The 23,718-nt window shown below is 62.0% G+C and carries 23 protein-coding genes; 10 read left to right on the top strand and 13 right to left on the bottom strand.

Annotated elements, in window-relative coordinates:
* Positions 1 to 2 precede the first annotated feature (2 nt).
* Positions 3 to 2,111 (bottom strand): FAD-dependent oxidoreductase, encoded by a 2,109-nt coding sequence (locus tag AB7D48_RS02245; RefSeq protein ID WP_427975688.1) that lies wholly within the window; start codon positions 2,109 to 2,111, stop codon positions 3 to 5.
* A gap of 197 nt (positions 2,112 to 2,308) precedes the next feature.
* Between AB7D48_RS02245 and argE the strand changes: the two genes are divergently transcribed.
* Positions 2,309 to 3,445, top strand: coding sequence for an acetylornithine deacetylase (gene argE, locus AB7D48_RS02240; RefSeq protein ID WP_427975687.1), 1,137 nt, complete (start codon positions 2,309 to 2,311; stop codon positions 3,443 to 3,445).
* 110 nt (positions 3,446 to 3,555) lie between these two features.
* On the opposite strand, the gene AB7D48_RS02235 is transcribed toward argE, so the two are convergent.
* Positions 3,556 to 4,473 carry a LysR family transcriptional regulator gene (locus AB7D48_RS02235; RefSeq protein ID WP_427975686.1) on the bottom strand — a complete coding sequence of 306 codons (918 nt, stop codon included), beginning with the start codon at positions 4,471 to 4,473 and terminating at the stop codon, positions 3,556 to 3,558.
* 104 nt (positions 4,474 to 4,577) lie between these two features.
* Here AB7D48_RS02235 and AB7D48_RS02230 point away from each other — a divergent pair, with 104 nt between their 5' ends.
* A complete protein-coding gene (locus tag AB7D48_RS02230; RefSeq protein ID WP_427975685.1) occupies positions 4,578 to 5,255 on the top strand; it encodes a DUF1028 domain-containing protein in 678 nt (225 codons plus the stop codon).
* Between the two features lie 57 nt (positions 5,256 to 5,312).
* Here AB7D48_RS02230 and AB7D48_RS02225 read toward each other — a convergent pair whose 3' ends face one another.
* The 7 genes from AB7D48_RS02225 to hutI all read right to left on the bottom strand — a co-directional run bounded on the left by AB7D48_RS02225 (position 5,313) and on the right by hutI (position 13,228).
* Entirely contained in the window at positions 5,313 to 6,044 is a 732-nt protein-coding gene (locus AB7D48_RS02225; RefSeq protein WP_427975684.1) for a class II aldolase/adducin family protein, read from the bottom strand.
* Positions 6,041 to 6,448, bottom strand: coding sequence for a RidA family protein (locus AB7D48_RS02220; protein ID WP_427975683.1), 408 nt, complete (start codon positions 6,446 to 6,448; stop codon positions 6,041 to 6,043). Before AB7D48_RS02220 ends, AB7D48_RS02225 begins: the two co-directional genes overlap by 4 nt.
* 3 nt (positions 6,449 to 6,451) lie before the next feature.
* Positions 6,452 to 7,930: a 4-hydroxyphenylacetate 3-hydroxylase family protein gene (locus AB7D48_RS02215; protein WP_427975682.1), complete on the bottom strand. Its 1,479-nt coding sequence runs from the start codon at positions 7,928 to 7,930 to the stop codon at positions 6,452 to 6,454.
* A gap of 168 nt (positions 7,931 to 8,098) precedes the next feature.
* The gene (gene hutU / locus AB7D48_RS02210) at positions 8,099 to 9,760 is read right to left on the bottom strand and encodes a urocanate hydratase (RefSeq protein ID WP_427975681.1); all 1,662 of its coding nucleotides are present in this window, start codon (positions 9,758 to 9,760) and stop codon (positions 8,099 to 8,101) included.
* The gene (gene hutG / locus AB7D48_RS02205) at positions 9,757 to 10,545 is read right to left on the bottom strand and encodes an N-formylglutamate deformylase (protein ID WP_427975680.1); all 789 of its coding nucleotides are present in this window, start codon (positions 10,543 to 10,545) and stop codon (positions 9,757 to 9,759) included. The genes hutU and hutG overlap by 4 nt, the downstream gene beginning before the upstream one ends.
* On the bottom strand, positions 10,542 to 12,050 hold the full coding sequence (gene hutH, locus AB7D48_RS02200) for a histidine ammonia-lyase (protein WP_427975679.1): 1,509 nt from the start codon (positions 12,048 to 12,050) through the stop codon (positions 10,542 to 10,544). The genes hutG and hutH overlap by 4 nt, the downstream gene beginning before the upstream one ends.
* Positions 12,047 to 13,228, bottom strand: a complete 1,182-nt coding sequence (hutI, locus tag AB7D48_RS02195) for an imidazolonepropionase (protein WP_427975678.1) — start codon at positions 13,226 to 13,228, stop codon at positions 12,047 to 12,049. Before hutI ends, hutH begins: the two co-directional genes overlap by 4 nt.
* A gap of 65 nt (positions 13,229 to 13,293) precedes the next feature.
* On the opposite strand from hutI, the gene AB7D48_RS02190 reads away from it, so the two are divergent.
* The 3 genes from AB7D48_RS02190 to AB7D48_RS02180 all read left to right on the top strand — a co-directional run bounded on the left by AB7D48_RS02190 (position 13,294) and on the right by AB7D48_RS02180 (position 16,183).
* Positions 13,294 to 14,586, top strand: coding sequence for a formimidoylglutamate deiminase (locus AB7D48_RS02190; RefSeq protein ID WP_427975677.1), 1,293 nt, complete (start codon positions 13,294 to 13,296; stop codon positions 14,584 to 14,586).
* A 2-nt stretch (positions 14,587 to 14,588) separates the two neighbouring features.
* A complete protein-coding gene (gene hutC, locus AB7D48_RS02185; protein WP_427975676.1) occupies positions 14,589 to 15,326 on the top strand; it encodes a histidine utilization repressor in 738 nt (245 codons plus the stop codon).
* A gap of 74 nt (positions 15,327 to 15,400) precedes the next feature.
* Positions 15,401 to 16,183, top strand: coding sequence for a hypothetical protein (locus AB7D48_RS02180; RefSeq protein ID WP_427975675.1), 783 nt, complete (start codon positions 15,401 to 15,403; stop codon positions 16,181 to 16,183).
* On the opposite strand, the gene AB7D48_RS02175 is transcribed toward AB7D48_RS02180, so the two are convergent.
* Positions 16,180 to 16,887 carry an NAD-dependent deacylase gene (locus AB7D48_RS02175; protein ID WP_427975674.1) on the bottom strand — a complete coding sequence of 236 codons (708 nt, stop codon included), beginning with the start codon at positions 16,885 to 16,887 and terminating at the stop codon, positions 16,180 to 16,182. The genes AB7D48_RS02180 and AB7D48_RS02175 overlap by 4 nt on opposite strands.
* Before the next feature lie 200 nt (positions 16,888 to 17,087).
* Here AB7D48_RS02175 and AB7D48_RS02170 point away from each other — a divergent pair, with 200 nt between their 5' ends.
* Genes AB7D48_RS02170 through AB7D48_RS02160 form a run of 3 tightly spaced genes read left to right on the top strand, consistent with a single transcriptional unit; the run spans position 17,088 to position 20,193 of the window.
* Positions 17,088 to 19,100 carry an FUSC family protein gene (locus AB7D48_RS02170; RefSeq protein WP_427975673.1) on the top strand — a complete coding sequence of 671 codons (2,013 nt, stop codon included), beginning with the start codon at positions 17,088 to 17,090 and terminating at the stop codon, positions 19,098 to 19,100.
* On the top strand, positions 19,097 to 19,303 hold the full coding sequence (locus tag AB7D48_RS02165) for a DUF1656 domain-containing protein (RefSeq protein WP_427975672.1): 207 nt from the start codon (positions 19,097 to 19,099) through the stop codon (positions 19,301 to 19,303). Before AB7D48_RS02170 ends, AB7D48_RS02165 begins: the two co-directional genes overlap by 4 nt.
* A gap of 14 nt (positions 19,304 to 19,317) precedes the next feature.
* The gene (locus tag AB7D48_RS02160; protein WP_427975671.1) at positions 19,318 to 20,193 is read left to right on the top strand and encodes an efflux RND transporter periplasmic adaptor subunit; all 876 of its coding nucleotides are present in this window, start codon (positions 19,318 to 19,320) and stop codon (positions 20,191 to 20,193) included.
* Between the two features lie 105 nt (positions 20,194 to 20,298).
* Here AB7D48_RS02160 and AB7D48_RS02155 read toward each other — a convergent pair whose 3' ends face one another.
* The 3 genes from AB7D48_RS02155 to AB7D48_RS02145 are packed head-to-tail and all read right to left on the bottom strand — an operon-like array spanning position 20,299 to position 22,678.
* Positions 20,299 to 21,066, bottom strand: a complete 768-nt coding sequence (locus AB7D48_RS02155) for a DUF2272 domain-containing protein (RefSeq protein ID WP_427975670.1) — start codon at positions 21,064 to 21,066, stop codon at positions 20,299 to 20,301.
* A 32-nt stretch (positions 21,067 to 21,098) separates the two neighbouring features.
* Positions 21,099 to 22,187, bottom strand: a complete 1,089-nt coding sequence (gene mtnA, locus AB7D48_RS02150) for an S-methyl-5-thioribose-1-phosphate isomerase (protein WP_427975669.1) — start codon at positions 22,185 to 22,187, stop codon at positions 21,099 to 21,101.
* Positions 22,188 to 22,201: 14 nt separating this feature from the next.
* The gene (locus AB7D48_RS02145; RefSeq protein WP_427975668.1) at positions 22,202 to 22,678 is read right to left on the bottom strand and encodes a UPF0262 family protein; all 477 of its coding nucleotides are present in this window, start codon (positions 22,676 to 22,678) and stop codon (positions 22,202 to 22,204) included.
* A 329-nt stretch (positions 22,679 to 23,007) separates the two neighbouring features.
* Between AB7D48_RS02145 and AB7D48_RS02140 the strand changes: the two genes are divergently transcribed.
* Positions 23,008 to 23,211 carry a hypothetical protein gene (locus AB7D48_RS02140; protein WP_427975667.1) on the top strand — a complete coding sequence of 68 codons (204 nt, stop codon included), beginning with the start codon at positions 23,008 to 23,010 and terminating at the stop codon, positions 23,209 to 23,211.
* Between the two features lie 122 nt (positions 23,212 to 23,333).
* Positions 23,334 to 23,696, top strand: coding sequence for a hypothetical protein (locus tag AB7D48_RS02135; protein WP_427975666.1), 363 nt, complete (start codon positions 23,334 to 23,336; stop codon positions 23,694 to 23,696).
* Positions 23,697 to 23,718: the final 22 nt, after the last annotated feature.

Below are 23,718 nucleotides of genomic sequence, written 5' to 3'. Positions count from 1 at the left end.
CCTTAACGCTGGGGGTTGCGCGCCATGATGGCGCCGAGATCGAAGGGGAGAAGCTCCGCCACTTCCCGGCGGAAGGGCAGCGCATCCGGGTCTGGGGGGGTGTCGAATTCTTCGGCATAACGCCTGCCGCTCCAGACGGCGGCGGCGATGGTGCCGGGCGCTAACGCATCGCCGATGACGCTAACACTCTTGATGCCGGCATCCGCCCATTCCGCCTCGCGGGCGCGAAGCGCGCGCGCCAGGCCAAGACGCGGCAGACGGGCCGTGACCAAAACCACCGCACCAACCTCGATCTTTTCCTCCCGGCCGGTAAAAGTGCAGCCCAGCGCAACCTGACCGGATTGAGCCCTGAGCAGGATCCTGTTGGCCTGAATGCCGATATTGGCCTCCAGCAGCCGTGCCTGGATCTTATGCTGCTCCATGGTGTTGAAGGTCCAGGACGACGCACCGGACGCCGGCGTGACCAGCGTGACCTCGTGGCCTTCCTTGGCCAGCAATTCGGCCAGCACACCGCCCATATAGTAATGATCGTCATCGTAGATCAGAACCTGTTTCGCTTGCGGCCTGTCTCCCGCCATCAGATCGTCCGGCGTGAAAACTTCCACCCCCTCCAGCGGCGCGGCATTCAACATGTTCCGCGCCACCGTGTCGCGCCGCCACGTGCTGCCGGTGGCCAGCACGATATGCTCGAACCCGAAGGCCAGCAGATCCTCGGCGGACAGATCGCTTTCAAAAAAGGTTTCGACATTGGTCATCGGCGTCAGCTGGCCGATGCGGTAATCCGCCACCCGCCCCCAGGCGGAGAGGCCCGGCAGGCGCCGCTCATGGAGCAAACGCCCACCCAGCTCACGCCCGCGCTCGGCAAGCGCCACCTCGTAACCGCGCCGGCCCAGCATCATCGCCGCTTCCAACCCGGCGGGCCCACCGCCAACCACCAGCACGCGGGCATCGCTCTCCTTGGAGCGAATATATTCGGGGTGCCAGCCACGGCGCCATTCCTCACCCATCGCGGGGTTTTGCGTGCAACGCACGATGGAAGAGGTGTGATCGCCCGAAACGCAGATGTTGCAGCCGATGCATTCGCGAATTTCATCGACACGGCCTGTGCGGATCTTTTCCGGAATGAACGGATCCGCGATGGAGGGCCGCGCCGCGCCGATGCAGTCCAGCACACCCTGCTTGACCATCCGCGCCATCGTGTCAGGCGAGGTGAAGCGCCCCACGCCCACGACAGGTTTGCTGGTGAGCTGCTTCACACCCAGCACGTAGGGCTCCTGGTAGCCTTCCTCGGCGAAACGCGAGGTCTGGCTGTCATTGTCCCAGGAAGAGAGCGTCAGATCCCAGAGATCTGGCACCTCGGCCAGATGAGCGATCACATCCCGCGCCTCGGCGGCATGAAACCCCTCCTCACCGATCATCTCATCCATCGAAATCCGGCAGGCGACACCAAGCGAATCACCCACCGCATCCTTTACCTCCTCGATCAGCTCCTTCAGCAGCCGGGCCCGGTTTTCCAGGCTGCCGCCATATTCATCGGTACGCTGATTGAAGCGACGGGACAGAAAAAACATCGGCCCGCCAAACAGCTTTCCCGCATAGACATAGACGATGTCATATCCCGCGCGCTTGGCGCGCAGCGCCGCGTCGCGATGCCATCTGCGCAGATCGCGGATGTCCTGCTTGTCCATCGCGCGGGCTTGCACGGGATCGTTGAACACGGAGAAAACCGGCAAATCCGATGGCCCCATCGGGATCTCTCGGGAATAGAGGTTGGGCGCGTTCATGCCGTTATGGCAAAGCTGCAACCCGGCCAGAGAATCATATCGATGGATTGACTCCGCGACGCGCGCCAGCATCGGCACGTCCTGCTCGCTCCACACCCGCAACTCGATAAAGGGGCAAATTTCCGCGCTGGGATGAATCTCGGCCTGCTCGGAACAGACAACCCCCCACCCGCCTTGCGCCTTGACCGCGCGCATGGTGGCCAGGGCGGAAGGGTCGCGGTAGCCCATGCCGTTGCAATGCGGAACCTGAAAGAACCTGTTTTTCGCTACAACAGGTCCGATTTTGACCTGGTCAAACAGAATATCGTAGCGCGGATCCCGTGCCAATTCGAAACACTCCAATATTATCCATTAACTACAGTTTACACTAATCTATCGATGATTTGCGTCGAATTTACCGAAGCAAGAACCACCCTTTCTCTGTGCACAAGGATATTTTTTAAGCAGACAGCGCCAGTTCGCGCCTGCAATAAGAGCAAATCAGGACTTTCCCGGGAGAGCGCGCCGCGCTAGGAACACGACAAATGCCAAATACAGCCGATCTGCTCTCGACACTTCTCGCTTTTCCCACCATCAGCGCCAATGCCAACGAGGCGCTGATACGCTGGTGCGCCGCGCGCATCGGCGATGCGGGGGGGCGGATTCACATCATGGCGGGCGCCGCGCCAGGAAAATTCAACCTCCTGGCGAGCTTTGGGCCGGACACAGGATCCGGGATCGTGCTCTCCGGCCATAGCGATGTCGTGCCCGTAGCGGGCCAGGCCTGGAGTACGGATCCCTTCATTCTAACCGACCGGAACGGCAAGCTTTATGGGCGTGGCAGCAGCGATATGAAAGGGTTCCTGGCCGCGTGCCTGAGCGCCGCCACACGGGCGGATAAAGGCAAGCTCCTGCGTCCACTGCATCTTGCCTTCTCCTATGACGAGGAGATTGGCTGTGTCGGCGTGCGCGATCTTCTGGACAGGCTCGCCGAGGAAAAATTCCAAGCCGAGGGCTGCGTGATCGGCGAGCCGACGGAGCAGAAGGTCGCGCGCGGCCATAAAGGCAAACTGGCTGGCTGCATCTGCTGCTTTGGCCTGCCGGCTCATTCCGCCAACCCTGCCCTGGGGTGCAACGCCATCTCCCTGGCGGCCGACATGGTACGCGAGGCCGAAACCATGCAAGCCCACCTGGCCATGAGCGGCCCACGCGACGATGCTTACCCATATCCATCCACCAGCGTGCATGTCGGCACCATCAAGGGCGGCAGCGCCTTGAATATCGTGCCTGAATATTGCGAAATGCAGTTTGAGATCCGCAACGTCGCCGGAGACGAGCCCCGCGAACTGGTGGAAACATTGCGTGAACAGGCGGCGCATATAACCGCGCGCCGCGGCAAGGGACGGGTAGAAATCGGCATTACAAACGAATATCCAGGCCTGGACACGAAGGAAGAGGATCTGTTCGCCCGCAAGATCCTCGCCGCCGCGGGCACGCAAAGCTGCAAAATCGGTTTTGGCACGGAGGGTGGACTGTTCAGCCAGCGGCTGCAAATGCCGGTTGTGATCTGCGGCCCCGGCAGCATCGACCGCGCGCACAAGCCGGATGAATATGTAACCCAGGACGAGCTGGATGCCTGCGATATGTTTCTCGACCGTGTGATCGCCGGATTGTCATCTTAGGGGTGATTTTAAAAACCCCTTGAACATTCCTAAAAGAAGAGTTTTTAAGACGATCCCCGTGAGTTTACCGTTTAGACGGGCGGCGTGGGGTCGAATGTTCCCAAATCGTTCTAACGTGTGCCAGGCATAGGCTTGTTCAACAGCAACTCTCGGCAAAGTTCGATAAAGGCTTCCGCCGTCGGGGTGCGACGCAGACCCTTCAATGTGGCGATCCCGTAAATCAACGGCCTATGCCGGCCTTCCAGCTCCAGATAAACCAGCTTGCGTCCGTCCAATGTCGAAAGATTTTTCGGCCGGGCATTGGCCAGCCCATATCCTTCGCCACGCGCCACCAGGCTGCGAATCACATCTATGTAAGGATAACGCCCGACAATATGCGGCGCCATGCCAACCTCCCGGAACAGGGACAGAAAATAATCCCGGCTCATCGGCAGGTCGAGCAGCAGGAAATCATCGCCTTCGAATTCCTTCAAGCCGACGGTGCGACGCCGGGCAAAACGGTGCGACGCGCCGACAAAGGCATAAGGCGACAACGGCGCCATCGGCGTGAATTCAAAATCCGGCGGGATATTCATGTCGTAGGTCAGCAGCAAGGCGATGCGGCCATGGCGCAAGGTCTCGAACAATTCCGCCTGATTACCAGCCAAGGCATTCACGCGCGCGGCCTCGTAGCGTTTGCGAAAAACGGATAAAAGCTCCGGAATGGCCAACGGAAACAAGGTCGACAGACAGCCTATTTCCAACGGTCCGCCGACCTTGGCGGAGATCATGGAGGCGGCACTTTGCACCTCTTCCGCTTGCAATAGCAGGGCCTTCGCCTCGCGCAAAAACCGCTGCCCCTCGGCGGTGAGCGAAAGCCCCTGCGCGTGATGCCGGATGAAAAGCTGGATGCCAAATTCCTCCTCCAATGCCGTGATGGCGGACGAGATGGAGGGTTGGGAAATATTCACCGTCTCGGAGGCCAGGGTGATGCTGCCCGCCTCCGCCGTGGCCACGAAATAGCTTATTTGTTTCAGCGTAAACCGCATCGCGCTCCGCCTGTTGGAAATTTCGAATTAAAGTATCAAAAGATTATGTTTTACAAAAGCAGGAAGGGCACGGAAACCAGAATGCCAACATCAAGGATCCTCGCATGACTTTTTCCCTCGTGGCGCGTTGCCCGCGCCGCTCGCAATTCGCCGTGGCTGTCGCCTCCTCCTCACCCGCCGTGGCCGCGCGCTGCGCCTTCGCGCGGGCGGGGGTTGGCGCCGTTACCACCCAGAACGTGACGGACCCACGCCTGGGGCCGAAACTTCTGGAAGCGCTGGCCTCGGGCCTTAAGGCCGAAACCGCGATGACAACCATATCGCAAGCCGCGAGCCACCCTGACTATCGCCAGCTCACGGCGATCGACGCGCATGGCCGCACCGCTTTTTTCTCCGGCGCCAGGACGCTCGGCATCAACGCCGCCGCGATGGGTGACAACGGTGTCTCGGCGGGAAACCTGCTCGCCAATCCCGGGGTGCCTCAGGCTGTCATCGATGCCTTCGTCAACTCCGACCCGGCCGCCGAGCTGGGGGCTCGCGTTATCGCCGCCATGCAGGCCGGGCTGGCGGCGGGTGGCGAGGCCGGGCCGATCAAATCCGCCGGCATGCTGGTGGTGGACAAGGAAGCCTGGCCCATCGCCGATCTACGGGTGGATTGGCATGACGAACCCTTGGCCGAACTCGCCCGGCTTTGGGATGTGTGGCATCCGCAAATGTACGATTACGTCACACGCGCCTTGAACCCCACCGAGGCACCATCCTACGGTGTGCCGGGGGACGAGTAAAAAAAGCCATGGGGGCTTTTTGTAAAAAGCCCCCATGGCCGAAAAACTTTTGAAACCTCAAGACAGGTAAGTCTGGTCCAGCGTGCCGCGCATCTGCGTGAAATGCGCCTCGGCAAAGTCCGGATCGTTCTCCCAGGCCTTCGCCGTTTTCTCCGCGACCTCGTCGTTCAACACACTTAAGGGCTGGCCCGTGCCGTAGGCCAGCATCAACGTGCGGGCCGCACGCTCGAAATGATAGAAGGCATCGAAAGCTTCCGCCGCGCTTTCGCCAATGCTGAGCAGCCCGTGATTGCCCATCATCAGGATCTTCCTGCCGCTCAGAATCCTGGCCAGCCTCTCGCCTTCCTGGCTCGTATCGGCCATGCCGGAATAAGCATCGTCGATGGCGACCCGGTTGAAGAAACGCGCCGTGGTCTGATCCACCGGGTAGAGCGTGGGATCTTTCAAGCAGGACAGCGCGGTGGCATAGGCGGGATGCAAATGCACCACGCAACGCGCCTGTGGCACCAGCCGGTGGATGGCCCCGTGAATCGCCCAGGCGGTGACGTCCACATCGTCTGGCAATTCATTGGCGCCACCATCCACGAACGCCAGTTCGGAGGCTTTCAGCGTGGCGAAATCCCGCCAGCGGCGATTGATGAGGAATTGCGCGCCATCCTCGGAAACCGCCAGGGAGATATGGTTGGCGGTGGCTTCCTGCCAATCGAACCGGGCGGCCAGGCGGCAGAGCGCCGCCAACTCGCCGCGCAGCCGCGCCTGGCCCCCATTCTGGAGGGGCGGAACGCTCATGGAAGCTCCGCGATCACGTCGATCTCAACCAGCCATTCCGGCCGGGCGAGGGCGACGATCACGAGACCGGTGAACACTGGATACACACCTTTCAGCCAGCGCCCAGCCGTGCGGTAAACCGCCTCGCGGTGACGGATATCTGTGATGTAGACCGTCACCTTGCAGATATGCTCCAGTGTTGCCCCGCATTCGCGCAGCAACAGGTCGATATTCTGCATCACCTTCTCGGTCTGCCCCTCCGGATCGCCCACGGCAACATTCTCGCGCGTGTCGAGATCCTGCGGCACCTGGCCGCGCAGATAGATCATCTTGCCCGTCACCACCGCCTGGCAGAGATCATTATCCAGATTCTGCTCGGGATAGGTGTCCTTGGTATTGAACGGGCGAATACGCTTGTGAATCATCTCTTACTCCGCGGCTTTTCTGGCGGGGATCGCGCCACCGGGCACATTGTCGGATAGTCCGGCGGCCTTGTGAACCACGCGTAGCGTCTCGCTCCAATCGAAATTACGATACACCGCCCCCAGATGCGCGAATGGCGGAGACTGCGCGAAGAGCTGGAAGGTCAGACGGTGCCCCGCATAATCCGAATTCAGCAGATCGCGCGCGAAGGCCAGCAGGCGGCGGCGGTCGTCGGCCACCCATTCCTCGTTGATGGTGTAGAATTTCTCGAGCCAAGCCGCGGTTTCCGGATCGGCGAAGGCGGCGGCGTCGGGGGTCACGCAAATCTGCCCGCCGCATAGCTCGCGGGCTATATGCATCATCTGATGCAGTTGCGAGCAGGCCAGCACACGGCCCGTATAGAGCAGGGACTGGTTGGGCATCAGCAATCCACCGGGGCTGCGCTCGGCGGTGGCGATGGCGGCGGTGAGATGGGCGTTGATGCCCTCTCGGTAGCAAGCCAGTTGAGCGAGTTTCTCCTGCACGGCCTGCTGCTTGTCCAACCCGGTCTGACGGACATTGAACAAGGCCGCGCCAATCATGAAATCCGCGAGCTTCAGATTGCGCTGCACGAAGGCGAAGGCGGAGTAACGATGCAGCGTGGCACGAATGAAGGTGGCCGCCTTGGTGTGCCGGTAGAACAGCACATTCTCCCACGGGATCAACACATTGTCGAAGATCAGCAGTGTGTCGACCTCGTCAAACTTGTTCGAGAGCGGATAATCCTCAACCGGTTTGGAACCCGCGAAGCCGGTGCGGCAGATGAATTTCAGATTGGGCGACCCAAGATCGCACACAAACCCCACCGCGTAATCGGACAATTCCGCATTGCCCCAATTGGCGATGGTGGGCTTGGTGAAGGCCTGGTTGGCATAAGCGGCCGCGGTTTCGTATTTCGCGCCGCGCACGATGATGCCGGCATCCGTCTCCTTCACCACATGCAGCAGCATGTCGGGGTCCTGATCCTGGGGGCGTTTGGAACGGTCGCCCTTCGGGTCGGTATTGGCCGAGACATGGAAGGGATCGTGGCGGATCACCTTATCTATATGAAAGCGGATATTCTCGGAGAATTGCGGGTTCACCTCGTTCAGAACGTCCTGGCCGTCGAAAAGGGACCACATCTCGCCCACTGTCTCGTCGCCCACGCGGGTGACGATGCCGCCAATATCGTCAAGCACCGCATCGGTGGAGGCACGCTTGGCCCGCCAGTCCTCTTGCGTATAAGGCAGCTTGAGACCGACGGCATGCATTTCCCCCGTTTCGTCCTTGTAACTCATCACCGGGGCGGTGGCCGCGTCGTGCTGCATATCGTAAATACGGGCGCGAATATCGACGAGCGGCTTGAACATCTTGTGGGTGGTGACATCGCGCACACGCTCACCATTCACCCAGACCATGCGGCCATCGCGGATCGAATCGCGATATTGCTGCCCATTACGGATCATCTACAGCTTCCCATTGCTTAGCGGATAGTCAACCGGTCTTTCCGGCCCTTCAGCTATAGGCGATCCCGGATGCTTTATTAAAGTCGATACTACAAAGCTATTGGTTAGGTTTATTCTAATCAACTGCCCGGTTTTCAGGCAAAAAACGGGCAGTTGCCTTGAAACGGCTTAGAGAGAGGGCAGAGTCAACCCAAACTCCCGCGCGCATGTCTTGGCGATGTCGTAACCCGCATCGGCATGGCGCATCACACCGGTGGCGGGGTCATTCCAGAGCACCCGCGCCAGCCGCGCCGCGGCTTCCGGGGTGCCGTCGGCACAGATCACCATGCCGGAATGCTGGGAGAAGCCCATGCCGACACCGCCGCCATGATGCAGCGAGACCCATGTGGCGCCGGAGGCGCAATTGAGCAGCGCGTTGAGCAAGGGCCAGTCCGACACCGCGTCCGAACCGTCCATCATGGCCTCCGTCTCGCGGTTGGGCGAGGCGACGGAGCCTGAATCTAGATGGTCACGGCCAATCACGATGGGCGCCTTCAACTCGCCCGAAGCGACCATCTCGTTGAAGGCGAGGCCCAGCCGGTGACGATCCCCCAGCCCCACCCAGCAGATGCGCGCGGGCAAGCCCTGGAAGGAAATACGCTCCCTGGCCATGTCCAGCCAGTTATGAAGGTGCTTGTCGTCGGGCAGCAGCTCCTTCACCTTTGCATCGGTCTTGTAGATATCCTCCGGGTCGCCCGAGAGGGCCGCCCAGCGGAACGGCCCGATGCCCCGGCAAAACAGCGGGCGGATATAAGCGGGCACGAAACCAGGAAAATCGAAAGCATGGGCAACGCCCTGCTCCTTGGCGCGCTGGCGGATATTATTGCCGTAATCGAACGTGGGCACGCCCATCTTCACGAATGCCAGCATCGCCAGCACATGCTGCGCCATGGAGGCGCGGGCGGCTTCCTCAACCGCCTTCGGGTTGGTCTCGCGCTTGGCTTCCCACTCCGCGACGCTCCAGCCGGCGGGCAGATAGCCATTCACCGGATCATGGGCGGAAGTCTGGTCGGTCAGCATATCCGGCTTGATGCCACGCCGCAGCATTTCAGGCAGGATTTCGGCGGCATTGCCCAGCAGCCCGACGGAAACCGGCTTTTTCTCGGCGATGGATGTTTCGATGATCGCCATTGCCTCGTCCAGGCTGTCGGCGCGGACATCGACATAACGGGTCTTCAGCCGCATCTCGATACGGCTCGCTTGGCATTCGATGGCCAGGCAGCTCATGCCCGCCATGGTGGCCGCCAGGGGCTGAGCGCCGCCCATGCCGCCCAGGCCGGCGGTGAGCACCCATTTGCCGGCGACATCGCCGTTATAATGGCGGCGCCCGGCCTCAACGAAGGTTTCATAGGTGCCCTGAACGATGCCCTGGGTGCCGATATAGATCCAGGAGCCGGCCGTCATCTGGCCGTACATCATCAGCCCCTTGCGATCCAGCTCGTTGAAATGCGCCCAATTGGCCCAGTTCGGCACGAGATTGGAATTGGCGATGAGCACGCGCGGCGCATCCTTGTGGGTACGAAACACCCCCACCGGCTTGCCGGACTGGATGAGCAAGCTGTGGTCATCCTCCAGATTCCTCAACGCCGCCACGATGCGGTCGAAACTCTCCCAATCGCGCGCCGCGCGGCCAATGCCGCCGTAAACAACCAGCTCCTCCGGCCGCTCGGCCACCATCGGATCGAGATTATTCATCAGCATCCGCAAGGGCGCTTCCGTCTGCCAGCTTTTCGCGGAAAGTTCCGTTCCATGGTTCGCGCGGATCACGCGCGCATTGTCGAGACGGGTCATGCGCAAAGGCCTTTCAGGATTTTTTCAAGAACAGGTTGGATGGGAATGGGGCTTTGCAGGGGAGTGGGCCAGTTTTCTGGCGTGAGCGGTTGGGGCTCATGCATATAGCCACGGCAGCCAAGCTCCATCTGGACGGCGTGGATGTTGCGCGCGGGCGCGCCGTAATGGCGGGTGATCCAGCCCCCCTTGAACCGGCCATTCACCACATAGGAAAAACCGCTTTCGGCGCAGATGCGCTCCACGCGTTCCCGCAAGGCGGGCGCGCAGCTTTTGCCGTCATTGGTGCCGACATTGAATTGCGGCAACTCACCCTCGAACAAACGCGGAATATGGCTGCGGATGGAATGGCAATCATACAGCACCGCGCGGCCATGCAGGGCGTGCACACGCTCGATCTCCGCGCGCAGGGCCGCATGATAGGGAGTGAAATAGGTTTCGCGGCGCCGGGCGATCTCTGCATCATCTGGCAACGCACCGTTATAAAGCGGCTCGCCATCGAATGTTTCGGTGGGGCAGAGCCCCGTGGTGGCCTGACCTGGATAGAGAGAGACGCCCGAGGGATCGCGGTTGAGATCGATCACCGAACGGGAAATATTGGCGGCGATGATCGTGGCATCCAGCGTTTCGGCAAAGCGATAAAGGTCAGGCAGCCACCAATCGGCATCCTTGCGGGCCAGCCAGTCCGAGGCGAAGACACCGGCGAACTCCTCGGGAAGTTCCGTGCCCGCATGCGGGATGGAAAGAACCAGCCTGGCATTGCCGCGGCGCAGGGTGAACAAGCTCATGCGACCCCCGGCAGATCCGCGCCCGCCAGCGCGCCTTGGCGCAGCAGGGCGATGGCGGCCTCCATATCCGGCGCGAAATGCCGGTCTTCCTCCAATGTCGGCACCGCGGCGCGTAACGTGGCGCGCGCCGCCTCCAATGAGGCAGAGGATTTCAGTGTATGAAAATCACAGCCCTGGGAGGCCGCCAGCCATTCAATGGCGATGATGGCACGAAGATTTTCATTCATCGCCAGCAGACGCCGCGCGCCGTGAGCGGCCATGGAGACATGATCCTCCTGATTGGCGGAGGTGGGAATGGAATCCACCGAAGCGGGAAAGGCACGGCCCTTGTTCTCGGACACCAAAGCCGCCGCCGTGACCTGCGGAATCATGAAACCGGAATTCAGGCCGGGCCTGGGGGTGAGGAAGGCGGGAAGGCCGGACAGGACGGGATCGACCAGCAGCGAAACGCGCCGCTCGGTGAGCGAGCCGATTTCGCAAATGGCCATGGCGATCATATCCGCCGCGAACGCCACGGGTTCAGCGTGAAAATTGCCTCCGGACAGAGCCACGGTGGGGTTGGTGAAAATCAGTGGATTATCCGTGACGCCGTTGGCCTCGGTTTCCAACGTGGCGGCGGCCTGGCGCAGGACATCCAACACCGCGCCCATCACCTGCGGCTGGCAGCGCAGGCAATAAGGATCCTGCACGCGCTCATCGCCCTTTAAATGCGAGGCGCGGATGGCGGACCCGGCCATGAGGGCACGCAGCGCATCCGCGACCTGTTTCTGGCCTTTATGCTTGCGCACTTCATGAATACGCGGGTCGAACGGCGCATCCGACCCCTTGGCGGCGTCGGTGGAGAGCGCGCCGGTGACAAGGGCGGCACGGAAATTATCCTCCGCCTCGAACAGGCCCGCAAGGGCGTTGGCGGTGGAGAATTGCGTGCCGTTGAGCAGCGCCAACCCTTCTTTCGGCCCCAATATGAGCGGGACGAGGCCGGCTTCCCGCAAGGCGAGCGCGGCATCCTTGCGGGCGCCACCGGCATGGATTTCCCCAACGCCCATCATCGCGGCGGTCATGTGCGCCAGCGGCGCCAGATCGCCCGACGCCCCGACGGAGCCTTGCGCCGGAACCACGGGAATCAAATCCTTCGCCAGCATGGCTTCCAGCATGCGGATGGTTTCCACACGCACACCAGAAGCCCCCTGGCCGAGCGAGCCCATCTTCAAGGCCAGCATCAACCGCGCGACGGGGATGGGCATCGGCTCGCCGACACCGGCGGCGTGGGAGAGGACGAGATTGCGCTGCAAGGTGGCGAGATCGTCATCCGCGATCCGCACACTGGCCAGTTTGCCAAAACCGGTGTTAATTCCATAAACCGGCTCGCCACGGCCCAGAATCTCCGCCACCGCGTCCGCGCCTTTCTGGATGGCGGGCAGCGCCGCCTCGTCGAGCCACACGGCCTCGCCTCGATAGATCGCGCGCCATTGCGCGAGGCTCATGGCTCCAGGGGTGAGTTTCATACGGCACTCCAGATACGTTGATGCAATGGATTGAACCCGATGCGGTAGACAAGCTCCGCCGGGCGTTCGATGTTCCAGATGGCGAGATGGCATTTCGCCCCCGCCCGCAACACGCCGACATCCGCACGCCCCAAGGCGGCGGCGGCGTGGCGGGTGACACCCAGCAGACATTCCTCGACCGTGAGGCGAAATTGCGTGGCGGCCATGTTCATTGCCAACAGCAGGGAAAAAAGCGGCGAGGTGCCGGGATTGAGATCGGTGGAAACCGCCATGCGCACGCCATGGCGGCGGAAAGCCTCCACCGGCGGCGACTGTGTCTCGCGCAACGTGAAGAAGGCGCCAGGCAGCAGCACCGCGACCGTGCCGGCCTTGGCCAGCGCCGCCGCCCCCGCCTCGCTGGTATATTCAAGATGATCCGCCGACAGGGCGCCGAATTTCGCCGCCAGGGCCGCGCCATGCAGATCGGAAAGCTGGTCGGCATGCAGCTTCACACGCAGGCCATGCCGGGTGGCGGCGGTGAAAACCTGCTCCATCTCCTCGGGAGAAAACGCAATCCCCTCGCAAAACCCATCGACCGCGTCGGCCAAACCCCGCACGGCGATGTGAGGGATCATGTCCTCACACAACAAGCGCAGATACTCAGCCCGGCTCAGCTCCGGCGGAAACCCATGGGCGCCGAGAAAAGTCGTAGAAATATCGGCCCGGTCGCCAAGCGATTTCGCAACCGCCAAGCTTTTATACTCGGAATCGGGCGACAATCCGTAGCCGGATTTCACCTCGATGGTCGTCACCCCTTCCGCCAACAGCGCCGCCATGCGCCCTTGCGCCGCCGCGCGCAGCGCCCCGGCGCTGGCCTCGCGCGTTGCCTTCATGGTCCCCAAAATCCCACCGCCCGCGCGGGCGATCTCCTCGTAACCGACGCCGTTCAGCCGGGCCTCGAACTCACCCGCGCGATCCCCGGCATAGATGAGATGCGTATGGCAATCGATCAGCCCGGGGGTGATCCAGCGGCCTTGGCAATCCACGACCTCATCGGCCTCGATCGCGCGGGGCGGGCCGGCATGAAGAATGCGCCCGTTTGCTTGCGCCACCACGCCATCTTCCACGACCCCCAGCCCGGGACGGGCCGGATCCATGGTCGCCAATCTCGCATTGATGAAAATCCGCTCTGCACGCATGCCTGCACCTTGGCGTTGAGTGAGATAAGTTGTATATACATATCCAGCATCAGGAGCCCTGTCCAGTGTCCGAGCGCATCATTTTCCGCCATGCCCTGCTGCCCGGCGGCTGGGCAGAAAATGCAGCCATTTCTTATGAAAACGGCGTGATCACGAATGTCGAAACCGGTGTCGCGGGCGGGTCGGGCCTTGCCCTGCCCGGCATGGCAAACCTGCACAGCCATTCCTTCCAGCGGGCCATGGCCGGGCGGGCGGAGTTGCGCGGGCCGACGGCGGATAGTTTCTGGACCTGGCGGGAGCTGATGTACCGGCTGGCGCTATCGCTGGACCCGGACGATGTGCAGGCGATCGCCGCCCTGGCCTTTACCGAAATGCTGGAAGGCGGTTTTACCTCCGTGGCGGAGTTTCATTATCTTCATCATGGGCCGGATGGCGCGCCCTATGCGGATATCGCCGAAATGGCCGCGCGGCTGGCGGCGGCGGCGGCGGAAACCGGCATTGAGCTGCTGCTGCTGCCTGTTTTCTACGCGCATTCAGGTTTCGGTGGGCAAGCTCCCACCGAAGGGCAGCGCCGTTTCGTCAACTCACTCGACAGCTACGCCAAGCTCCATGCCAGATGCCGCGCGCTCTCCGCCACGGGCTGCGCGCCCCATTCGCTGCGCGCCGCCACACTCGATGAAATCACGGCCTTGACGCAACTGAACGGCGCGGCGCCGTTTCATATCCATATTTCGGAACAGACCGCCGAAGTGGAAAGCTGCCTCGCTTTCTCCGGCGCGCGGCCGGTTGAATATCTTTTGGCCAATGCCCCCGTCTCTTCCAACTGGTGCCTGGTGCACGCCACCCATATCACCGCGGCCGAGGCGATGGACATGGCAAAGACCAATGCCGTGGCCGGCCTTTGCCCGATCACCGAGGCCAATCTGGGCGATGGTATTTTCCCCGCCCAGCATTTCACCGGCGCCTATGGCATCGGATCGGATTCGAACGTGCTGATCGATGCCGGGCGGGAACTGCAAATGCTTGAATATTCCCAGCGGCTCGGCCAGCGTCAAAGGAACGTCATGGCCACAGCAACGATTCGTCCCACCGCCACCGCCCTTTACCAGCATGCCGCTTCCGGCGGCGCGCAAGCCGTGGGGCTCGGCCATGGCCTTGTGGCGGGCGCGCCCGCCAGCTTCGTGGGCATCGCGGGTGAAACGCCGGAAGAGGCCTTGGCGGATGCCCTGTTCACCGCCCGCGCCACCGCCGTGCGCGATGTCTGGGTGCGGGGCCGGCATGTGGTGGAAAACGGACGGCACCGGCATGCCGCCCAGGCCCGCGCCAAATTCGAGACCGTGCTGCGCAAGCGGCTCTGACCATGGACGATTCGCGCCCCCAAAAACTCTACGAACAAGTCAAAACCTATCTGCGCGCGGGCATCGCCGCTGGCACCTGGAAGGCTGGAGAGAAAATCCCCTCAGAATTCGAATTGATGGAGCGCCTCGGCGCCTCACGCATGACGGTGCACCGCGCCTTGCGGGAACTCTCCGCCGAGGGCATGCTGCTGCGCGTGCAAGGGGCGGGCAGCTTTGTGCAACCCCCTGCCCCACGCTCGCCATTGCTGGAAATCCATGACATCGCCGAGGACATCACCCGCCGTGGCCATGCCCACCGGGCTGACGTGCTGACGCTGGAGGCCCGCCAGGCCGGTGCGGACATGGCCGCCGAATTCGCGCTGGGCCCGCGGGGGAAGCTGTTTTATTCAGAGATCTTGCATTTCGAAAACGATGTTCCGGTCCAGTTGGAAGAACGCTACGTCTCCCCCGCCTTCGCGCCGGATTATCTGGCGCAGGATTTCAGCGCCATCACCCCCAACCGCTACCTACAGAACATCGAACCGCCACATGAGGTGGAGCATATCATTCATGCCACGGCGGCGGAGGCGCGGGTGCAGAAGCTGCTCCGCCTCTCGCCGCATGAGCCTTGCCTCTGCCTGCTGCGCCGTACCTGGACGGAGGCCGGGCCCGCCACGCGTTCTCTGCTGACCCACCCCGGCAGCCGTTACAGCCTGGGCAGCCGTTATAAGCTGGCGGATTTTCATGCTCGCCCAGGTTGAAAATTGAATCGATTTGCAAACTTTCGCAGGAACGCTAAATTTCACCCCAGGCCGCATATTGGGGGGCGGCGGGTTTGGATCACGATATTTTGCTGCTTTCAGCAACGCTCGGCGTGCTTTCCATCGGTATTATCATCCTCGGCGCCGATCTTCTGACCGGCTCCAGGCGCAAGACCATGCTGGCGTCACCCGCCCCGGACGAATTGCGACGCTTTCTGCGTACCGCGCCACCGATGCGCGAACCCTCCGACCTCAAAGACATGACCGCTCCCACCGCCAGCGGCACGGCAACGGATCACAGCCCCCCTTCCGTTCCGCCGCCGGCACCGGCCGAAGACCCGCCCGCTCCGGATAATTTCGTGTTCCGCCGCCATGCCGCGCGGGAGTTCGCCGCTATGGAGCTGAGCCATAAGCGCTTCCGCCCAGCGCGGGAGGCACCGGCCCCCTCCCCGGAGCCGATGGATTTTTCTACCATTCAGAATGAAGTCCGCGCCGCTCTGGGCACGCCCGCGCGCCCCGCGATGCCACACGACCACGCCGCTACATTAACCTGGACGGAACCAGCCCGCCTGGCCGTGCTAACCCTGACGGGAGACGAGGTGGAAGCTGGGCTTGCCCTGCTGCGTGAACATAATATCGGCACGATGATCGTCTCCCCAGGGCACCCGTTCCGTCCGCCCCTGGCGGATGTGGAGTTGCTCTGCCTGCCCGAAGGCGCCGCCGCCGCCGCCCCCCTGGCCGTGAAACTGCGCGCCAAGCTGGCGCGGGGTGAAGCGGTCGCTTTTTATACGGCAACTGGGCTGAGCGGCCCCGCCGCCCTGCTGGCGGCCCGACTGTCCGGCCCACGGGCCGGTTAAGAATCTGCCCCGACCCCCAGCCGGCACAGCAATTCCGGCACGCCCTCACTTGCCGGAGCGGCGATGACATGATCGAAATAACGCCCGCCGGTGGGGGTGGGGTTGATCTCATAAAGCACACAATTCCGGCCATTGCGCCGTGCCTGGGCCGCGAAACCGGCCGCCGGATAGACCACGCCTGAGGTGCCGATGGCGCAAAACAGATCCGCCTGCCCCAGAGCCTCCATGATCTCGTCCATATGATGGGGAATTTCCCCAAACCAGACGATGTCCGGCCGCATCGCCTCCGCGCCGCAATCCGGGCAAGGCGTATCCACCCCGGCATCATCGTGCCAGGGGCCTGTTTCTCCACACGCGGTGCAGAGCAACCGGCGCAGCTCACCATGCATGTGGCGCAGAGCCCGGCTGCCCGCGCGCTCATGCAGGTCATCCACATTCTGGGTCACCAGCAAAAACGCCCCACGCCCGCGCCAAGCCCGTTCCAGCGCCGCCAGCGCCTGATGCGCCTTGTTGGGCACAACCTCATGCAATTGCGCACGGCGCAGATTATAGAAATGATGCACGAGCGCGGGGTCGCGCATGAATCCCTCCGGCGAGGCGACATCCTCGATCCGGTGATTCTCCCACAAGCCATCGGCGGCACGGAAGGTGGAAATACCGGATTCAGCGGAAATACCCGCCCCCGTCAGCACAACGAGATTCATGCCTGGGCCTCCTTTGCGCCCGCGCGAGGCTATCAACCCGCCTGGCCGATTGGAACCCGCTTCCCGGCCAGGGTCACATGATTTAGAACGACGATGAAGAATACAAGAGCCCACGGACCTGGGCACCCCCATTGCCGCCGCAGGGCGGCCTTGCAAACAATGTCTACCTTGCTGCCACTTTTTCATGTTTCCAGGGGACGATGCCCAAGCCGGACGAACTCCTCTTTGCCCTGAAGACCTTCACCGGCGCCATGCTGGCTTTTTATATTTCCTGCTGGCTGGGGCTGGACAACCCTTATTGGTCCATGGCCACGGCCTTCATCGTCGCCAACCCCTATGCCGGGGCCATGCGCTCCAAGGCGATTTATCGTTTTTTCGGCACGCTCATCGGTGGCACCATGGCCGTCATCCTGGTGCCCATGCTGGTCGATGCACCGGTGCTGCTCTGCATCGCCATGGCGCTATGGGTCGGGTTTTGCTTGTATATCGCGTTGCTCGACCGCTCCCCGCGCGCCTATGCCTTCATGCTCTCAGGCTATACGGCGGCGCTGATCGGCTTTCCTTCCGTTACCGATCCAGCCCATGTGTTCGAGACCGCTCTGACACGCTGCGAGGAAATCACCCTCGGCATTGTCTGCACCACGATGATCGGCACGTTGATCATGCCGCGTTCAATGGGGCCGGTGCTGGCGCGGCGGATCACCTCCTGGGTGAAACCAGGCGTGGATTGGGCCAGCGCCGTTCTCGCCGGCGACGGTGAATCACAACTGGCGAGGGATGCTCGCCGGCGCCTCGCCTTCGAGGCGACCGACACCGCCATGATGGTCTCCCAGCTGGCCTACGACATCTCACATATGCAATCGGCGGCACGGCAGGTCACGCGGCTGCGCATGTATGTGATCAGCCTGATGCCGGTCCTCAGTTCCATCGGCCAACGTGTCGCGGAACTGAAACAGCTCGGCGCCCTGACCCCGCCCGTGCAATCGGTGCTCGCCAAAACCGACCAATGGATCAAGTCCGGTGAAACCGAGGGCGCGGATGCCCTGCTGCATGAAATTCAGAAGCTGGACAACGAACCGCCGGACTGGCCCGGATTGCTGCGCGCCAGTCTGGCCCTGCGGCTGGAGGAGTTGGTGCGGATCAGCCATCAATCGCGCCAATTGCGCCGGCATGTGACCGATGGCGCGCCGCCGCCGAAAAACCCGGCCCTGGAAACCGAATATATCGCCATTACCCAACAGAACCGCGACCATAAATTCGCGCTTTATTCCGCTTTCTCGGCCATGCTCTCCATTTTGCTGGTCTGCGCCATCTGGATTGAAACCGCCTGGACCTATGGCGCGGGCGCGGCGATCATGGTCGGCATCGCCTGCTCCTTCTTCGCGGCACAGGACGACCCGGCCCCCGCCATCGCGCAGATGCTTCGCAATTCCTCCATCGTCATCATTGGCATCTTCATTTACAGCTTCGCCATTCTGACCAAGGTGGTCAGTTTCGAGGAGTTGTATCTCGTCTTGCTACCCTGCGGGCTCATCATCGGCGTCTTGATCTCCCGTCCGGCCACCTTTGGCTCCGGCATGGCGCTGGGGGCTATCGGCGCCACGCAATTCGCCCTCGGCAATGGGTACAACACCAACCTCATCAAATTCGCCAATAGTTCGTTCAGTCTTCTGATCGGCATCGGCAGCGCCCTGCTCATCACCCGGATCATCCGTTCCGTCGGCGCCGCTTGGAGCGCCGAGCGGTTGATGCGCGCCAATTGGCGCGAGGTCGCCGCCGCCGCCGAAGCCAGAACCGCCCCCGACCGCGCCATGCTCACCGGCATCATGATGGACCGCCTTGGGCTGATCATGCCGCGCCTGGCCGCTGTCGCCATGGGCGCGGACAGCGCCGCCGCCGGCGCTCTACGCGACCTGCGCGTGGGGTTGAACATCATCGGGCTGCACCGTGAGCAATGGCGCCTGCCCCCGCGCGCGCAAGCCGCCGCCACGCGCGTGTTCGACAACCTCGCCACCTATTACAGAGGCGATCCACGCCAGCCCCCCGCTCCCGAACTGGCCCTGGCCCTCGATGATTGCATGGTCGCGCTGATCGACGATGCGCTGGCCTATCGCGCGGCGCTGATGATCCTCTCTGGCCTGCGTTCGGCGATGTTCCCGGACATGGCGCCACCCGCCTTCACGCTGTCCTCCCCCGCACAGGCCATTTCATGATCGGCGAAGTCAATATTTATGGCGTGCTGTTTCCACCGCTGCTCATCTGGATCGGCATCGCCCTGGTGCTCTCCATGGGCATCAGGCGGCTCATATCCGCCTCTGGCCTGTACCGTTATGTGTGGCACCGCCCGCTCTTCGATGTCTGCCTGCTTGTCATGCTCACCGGGCTCGTCAGCCTGGCCGCCAACCGCTATTTCTGACCCTCTGGAGTCTCATGAAACCCGTATCCTTCGTCAGCCGTTTTCTTGTCACGCTCGCGGCTTCGGTCGTTGCCGGGCTCATCGGCTGGCAACTTTGGGTCTATTATATGGACATGCCCTGGACACGCGACGGCCGCGTGCGGGCGGATATCGTCTCGCTGGCGCCCGACGTAACCGGCCCGGTGGTGAAAGTGCTCGTGCATGACAATGAATTCGTGCATACGGGCCAGCCGCTTTTTGAAATCGACCCTTCCCGCTTCAACCTGGCCCTGGAGCTGGCACAGGCCTCCCTCTCGAAAGCTCAGGCGACGCTGAAAAACGCACAACAAAACGCCGCGCGCTATCATGCGCTGTCCGATAACGCCACCTCCGCCATCTCCCGCGACAATGTCTCCACCCAGGCGCAGGAGGCCGAAGCCGCCTACAAGGCCGCGCAGGCGGATCTGGGCGTTGCCGAACTCAATCTGAAACGCACCGTCGTTCGCGCCACGGTAAACGGCATGGTCACCAATTTCTCCATGCGTCCGGGCGATTATGTGAATGCCGGCACGCCGGTCATCGCCATTGTGGACACAGATTCACTTTATGTGGATGGCTATTTCGAGGAGACAAAGCTCCGTCATATCCAGCTTGGCGACAAGGCGAGCGTGCAGCTTCTCCAGGGTGGCCCGGCCATTGAAGGGCATGTCGCGGGCATCGCCGCGGGCATCGCCGACTCAGAACGGATCAGCGCGCCGACCTTGCTGGCGGATGTAAACCCGACCTTCACCTGGGTCAGGCTGGCGGCGCGCATCCCCGTGCGGATCGCGCTGGACAAGGTTCCCGGCAATGTCCATCTGGTCGCGGGCATGACCTGCACCGTCTCCATCAAACCTGAACAGAAGCACTGAACGAGGCTTGGTGGGCTTGAAAGCTTCAAGCCCCTTTTTGGCGACCGCGCCATGCCTGGCCGGGATGTTTAACGCCGTCAAAATGCTGGCGGGCTTCCCCCGCCGCTAATTGCGCGCATACAGAACCCGCAAGACCACGAACCAGTTCTCCTGGTTCCCGGCGAGCCGGCCTTGCGCGTCGGCATGCAGCTTTTCCATCATCACGGAATCCTCGACATTACCGCCGACAACATCGACCCGCCCGGGGCCGCCACCAGTCACGACGGCGCAATGCGCGGGAAAGAGAAAGGATGTCGGCAGGTCCTGGAACGTCAAATTCCGGGCGCGCCCGCGTGGAAAACAGACGAGATCACCCAGGCGCGGCGCGTAATCCTTGGGGTTCTCCGCGATCAGCAGCTTGCCGGGACGATATGGGCGCGCGGCATAATTGATATAGGTGGCGTGGTCCGGCGCATAAGGAAAATGCGCGCCCGCGCCCGCAATCCGCATGACATAGGAGATAAACGCCGCCGACCAGGCAAAATCCCCATTCTTCGCCACGGGGAAGATCTTTCCGGCGCCATCATGTTTGCCGGTCCAGCGTGCATCTGGCTCGCCCGCGGGCATTCCCTCCCACCAATATTCACCGACACGTTGCCACAAGCCCTGCTGACGCTCCGCCATCGTCGCGGCGTGCTGCACATAGCCGGCACCGCCATCGTGCTCGACCTGGCTGCCCCAGAGCCGCCACTCCCGCAACGCGACCGCCACGGCCGCGCTGCGGGAAAACGGCTCATACGGTACGCTGGCGAAGGGGGGCGCATGCGTGCCCGCCGCACAGGAGGATAGCAGGCAAAAAGAGAGGGCCGCCATTTTTTTGAAAACCCCCGGCATGCGCCGATGCCGCTCTCTTCGGTTCGGATCCGTCACGCGAGATCGCTGAACATTTCAGTGAGCGCGCTCTCCGTGGCATCGCAAAGCCCCCGCTCGGTGATCAGTCCGCTCACCAGTCTCGCGGGCGTGACATCGAAAGCCGGATTTGCGGCGGGGCTCGATGTTGGAACGATGCGAACCGTGGCGATCGATCCATCCAGCGCCCGGCCAGTCATCGTCGTCACCTCGGCCGGCGCGCGTTCCTCGATGGGGATATCGGCGAGCCCGTCACGGATCGTCCAATCGATGGTGGAGGATGGCAGTGCCACCCAGAACGGCACGCCATTGTCACGCGCCGCCAGTGCCTTCAGATACGTGCCGATCTTGTTGCAGACATCGCCCTGGCGTGTCACCCGGTCGGTGCCGACGATCACGAGATCCACCTCGCCATGCTGCATGAAATGCCCACCGGCATTATCCGCGATGACCGTGTGTGGCACGCCATGCTTGCCAAGCTCCCATGCCGTGAGGGAAGCCCCCTGATTGCGCGGGCGGGTTTCCTCCACCCATACATGCGTGTCGATGCCGGAATCATGCGCCATATAGATTGGTGCCAGCGCGGTGCCCCAATCCACCGTCGCGATCCAACCCGCGTTGCAATGCGTCAGGACATTGACCCGTTTTCCGGTTTTCGCCTTTTCCTGGATCAAAGAAAGACCGTTGCGGCCGATGGCCTCGTTCACCGCCACATCTTCATCGCAAATGCTGGCGGCCTCGACATACGCCGCGGCGGCACGGTGGTATGGCTCCACATTCCGCAGCAGCGTGCCCATGCGCTTGAGCGCCCAACGCAGATTGATGGCCGTCGGCCGGGTCGCGCCCAGTACCTCCAACGCCTGCGCCAAGGCCGCATCGGAGGCATCGGCGCGCATTGCCAAGGCAACGCCGTAGGCTGCCGACGCACCGATCAAGGGTGCGCCCCGCACTAGCATCGCCTTGATGGCGTGCGCCATTTCCTCAAGCGTTGTCAGGCGGACAAGATCGACGTTCCATGGCAGCTTGGTTTGATCAATGACGCGGACAGACCAGCCATCTGTCTCGTCCACCCAGATCGAGCGGTACGGGGTGCCGTCAATTTTCATGGCGTTAAAATTTCCTAAAGTTTTTGATGCAAGGCGCAGACAAGGGTGAATAAGCGCCGCGCGGTGGGAAAATCAATCACCACCTTTCCCGCCAACCGCTCCAGCATCAGTTCGGCGCCTTCATTATGCAAACCGCGCCGCCCCATATCGATGGCCTGGATGCGCGCCTCACGCCCTTCCGCCACGGCATTGGCGTAGGAATCAAGCAGCATCTGGTAATCACGCACCAGCATCTTGAACGGTCCCAGCGCCAGCACCACCGCTTGCACCGGCTGGTCTTCCTGGTCGCGCACATCGAACACCAGGCGCCCTTCCTGAATTGAAAGATGCAGGATGCTTTGCAGATCCGGCTGGTCGGGCAGATGGAATTCATTCTCCTGCGCCAGATCGCGCACAGCCTGTTCACGGTCCGCCTGCTGCAAGGCGGAGATGCGATGCAACGCCTCACCGTCCAGAACAACCCGCGTCAGCCTGCCTTTTGCATCCGCCATCACAGCCTCCCGCATCCATCCTTAAACCGGATGGCCGATCCATTCACACCCTGGCAAAACGGCAGACCCTGCCGGGCAAACGCGTATCCCTGGCGAAAACTTCCGTCATGCATCCAGGAAAGAGCATAGCCATTCTGGCAAGGCGCTACAAATGGCATATCGTATGTGCATGATCGTATCATCCGTTATTGCCGAGCGCCACGATCTGAAAACAGATTCAGACACGCCATGATTTCGTATAATCTTGCCGCGCCGTTCATCATTCATTTAACTTCGCCATCAATAGCCATGTCCCGATTTGCGATTTTTGGCTGGTGTAAGCGCCGGGTTTGAAAACCGGTAAAAACATGGCGGCGGCATGGCGTTTTCACGGCGCACCGCCACTCGACTATGGCTTTTGTGCATGTTTAAAAAAAAAACGCATGAATGCGGCTATTTATTTACGCTTTTTATTGACAGCCGAACATGAGAAGCCGAATAGCGATTCTTACGTGCATTGCGCGATTCGCGCCGCAACCATGTTTTGTTCTTAGCAGTCAAGGGCCTGCGCGCGAAATGAAGAAGGACGGCTCACCGCCGTGGGAAAAGACGTTTCTGTGCCGGACCGCGACCAAACCGAACCTCAATCCAACCTTGAAAGCAAGGAGCATTTCTCGTGACCACTGAAGACCAGAATAATGCCCAGCGGGCGCAGCCGTTGGCCGTACGGGCGACCGTGAAGAAAGCCACCGCGAAGAAACCGGTCGCCAAGAAGACCGCAGCCGCGAAGAAGCCCGTCGCCAAGAAGACCGCAGCCGCGAAGAAGCCGGTCGCCAAGAAGACCGCAGCCGCGAAGAAGCCCGTCGCCAAGAAGACCGCTGCCGCGAAGAATCCGGTCGGCAAGAAGACCGCAGCCGCTAAGAATCCGGTCGCCAAGAAGACCGCTGCCACAAAGAAACCGGTCGCCAAGAAGACCACGGCCGCGAAGAAGCCGGTCGCCATGAAGACCGCAGCCGCGAAGAAGCCGGTCGCCATGTAGACCGCTGCCGCGAAGAAGCCGG

This window comes from Acidocella sp., from assembly GCF_050253495.1.
GTDB lineage: Bacteria > Pseudomonadota > Alphaproteobacteria > Acetobacterales > Acetobacteraceae > Acidocella.
This window is presented reverse-complemented; position numbering and strand designations above follow the sequence as displayed.

What these genes read in the sequence shown, in the direction of transcription:
- AB7D48_RS02165 (WP_427975672.1), top strand. Translation starts at nt 19,097, where the DNA reads ATGATCGGCGAAGTCAATATTTATGGCGTGCTGTTTCCACCGCTGCTC.
- AB7D48_RS02230 (WP_427975685.1), top strand. Translation starts at nt 4,578, where the DNA reads ATGACTTTTTCCCTCGTGGCGCGTTGCCCGCGCCGCTCGCAATTCGCC.
- AB7D48_RS02225 (WP_427975684.1), bottom strand. Translation starts at nt 6,044, where the DNA reads ATGAGCGTTCCGCCCCTCCAGAATGGGGGCCAGGCGCGGCTGCGCGGC.
- hutC (WP_427975676.1), top strand. Translation starts at nt 14,589, where the DNA reads ATGGACGATTCGCGCCCCCAAAAACTCTACGAACAAGTCAAAACCTAT.
- argE (WP_427975687.1), top strand. Translation starts at nt 2,309, where the DNA reads ATGCCAAATACAGCCGATCTGCTCTCGACACTTCTCGCTTTTCCCACC.
- hutH (WP_427975679.1), bottom strand. Translation starts at nt 12,050, where the DNA reads ATGAAACTCACCCCTGGAGCCATGAGCCTCGCGCAATGGCGCGCGATC.
- AB7D48_RS02155 (WP_427975670.1), bottom strand. Translation starts at nt 21,066, where the DNA reads ATGCCGGGGGTTTTCAAAAAAATGGCGGCCCTCTCTTTTTGCCTGCTA.
- hutG (WP_427975680.1), bottom strand. Translation starts at nt 10,545, where the DNA reads ATGAGCTTGTTCACCCTGCGCCGCGGCAATGCCAGGCTGGTTCTTTCC.
- AB7D48_RS02170 (WP_427975673.1), top strand. Translation starts at nt 17,088, where the DNA reads ATGCCCAAGCCGGACGAACTCCTCTTTGCCCTGAAGACCTTCACCGGC.
- AB7D48_RS02220 (WP_427975683.1), bottom strand. Translation starts at nt 6,448, where the DNA reads ATGATTCACAAGCGTATTCGCCCGTTCAATACCAAGGACACCTATCCC.
- AB7D48_RS02235 (WP_427975686.1), bottom strand. Translation starts at nt 4,473, where the DNA reads ATGCGGTTTACGCTGAAACAAATAAGCTATTTCGTGGCCACGGCGGAG.
- AB7D48_RS02145 (WP_427975668.1), bottom strand. Translation starts at nt 22,678, where the DNA reads ATGGCGGATGCAAAAGGCAGGCTGACGCGGGTTGTTCTGGACGGTGAG.
- AB7D48_RS02160 (WP_427975671.1), top strand. Translation starts at nt 19,318, where the DNA reads ATGAAACCCGTATCCTTCGTCAGCCGTTTTCTTGTCACGCTCGCGGCT.
- AB7D48_RS02215 (WP_427975682.1), bottom strand. Translation starts at nt 7,930, where the DNA reads ATGATCCGTAATGGGCAGCAATATCGCGATTCGATCCGCGATGGCCGC.
- AB7D48_RS02175 (WP_427975674.1), bottom strand. Translation starts at nt 16,887, where the DNA reads ATGAATCTCGTTGTGCTGACGGGGGCGGGTATTTCCGCTGAATCCGGT.
- mtnA (WP_427975669.1), bottom strand. Translation starts at nt 22,187, where the DNA reads ATGAAAATTGACGGCACCCCGTACCGCTCGATCTGGGTGGACGAGACA.
- hutI (WP_427975678.1), bottom strand. Translation starts at nt 13,228, where the DNA reads ATGCGTGCAGAGCGGATTTTCATCAATGCGAGATTGGCGACCATGGAT.
- hutU (WP_427975681.1), bottom strand. Translation starts at nt 9,760, where the DNA reads ATGACCCGTCTCGACAATGCGCGCGTGATCCGCGCGAACCATGGAACG.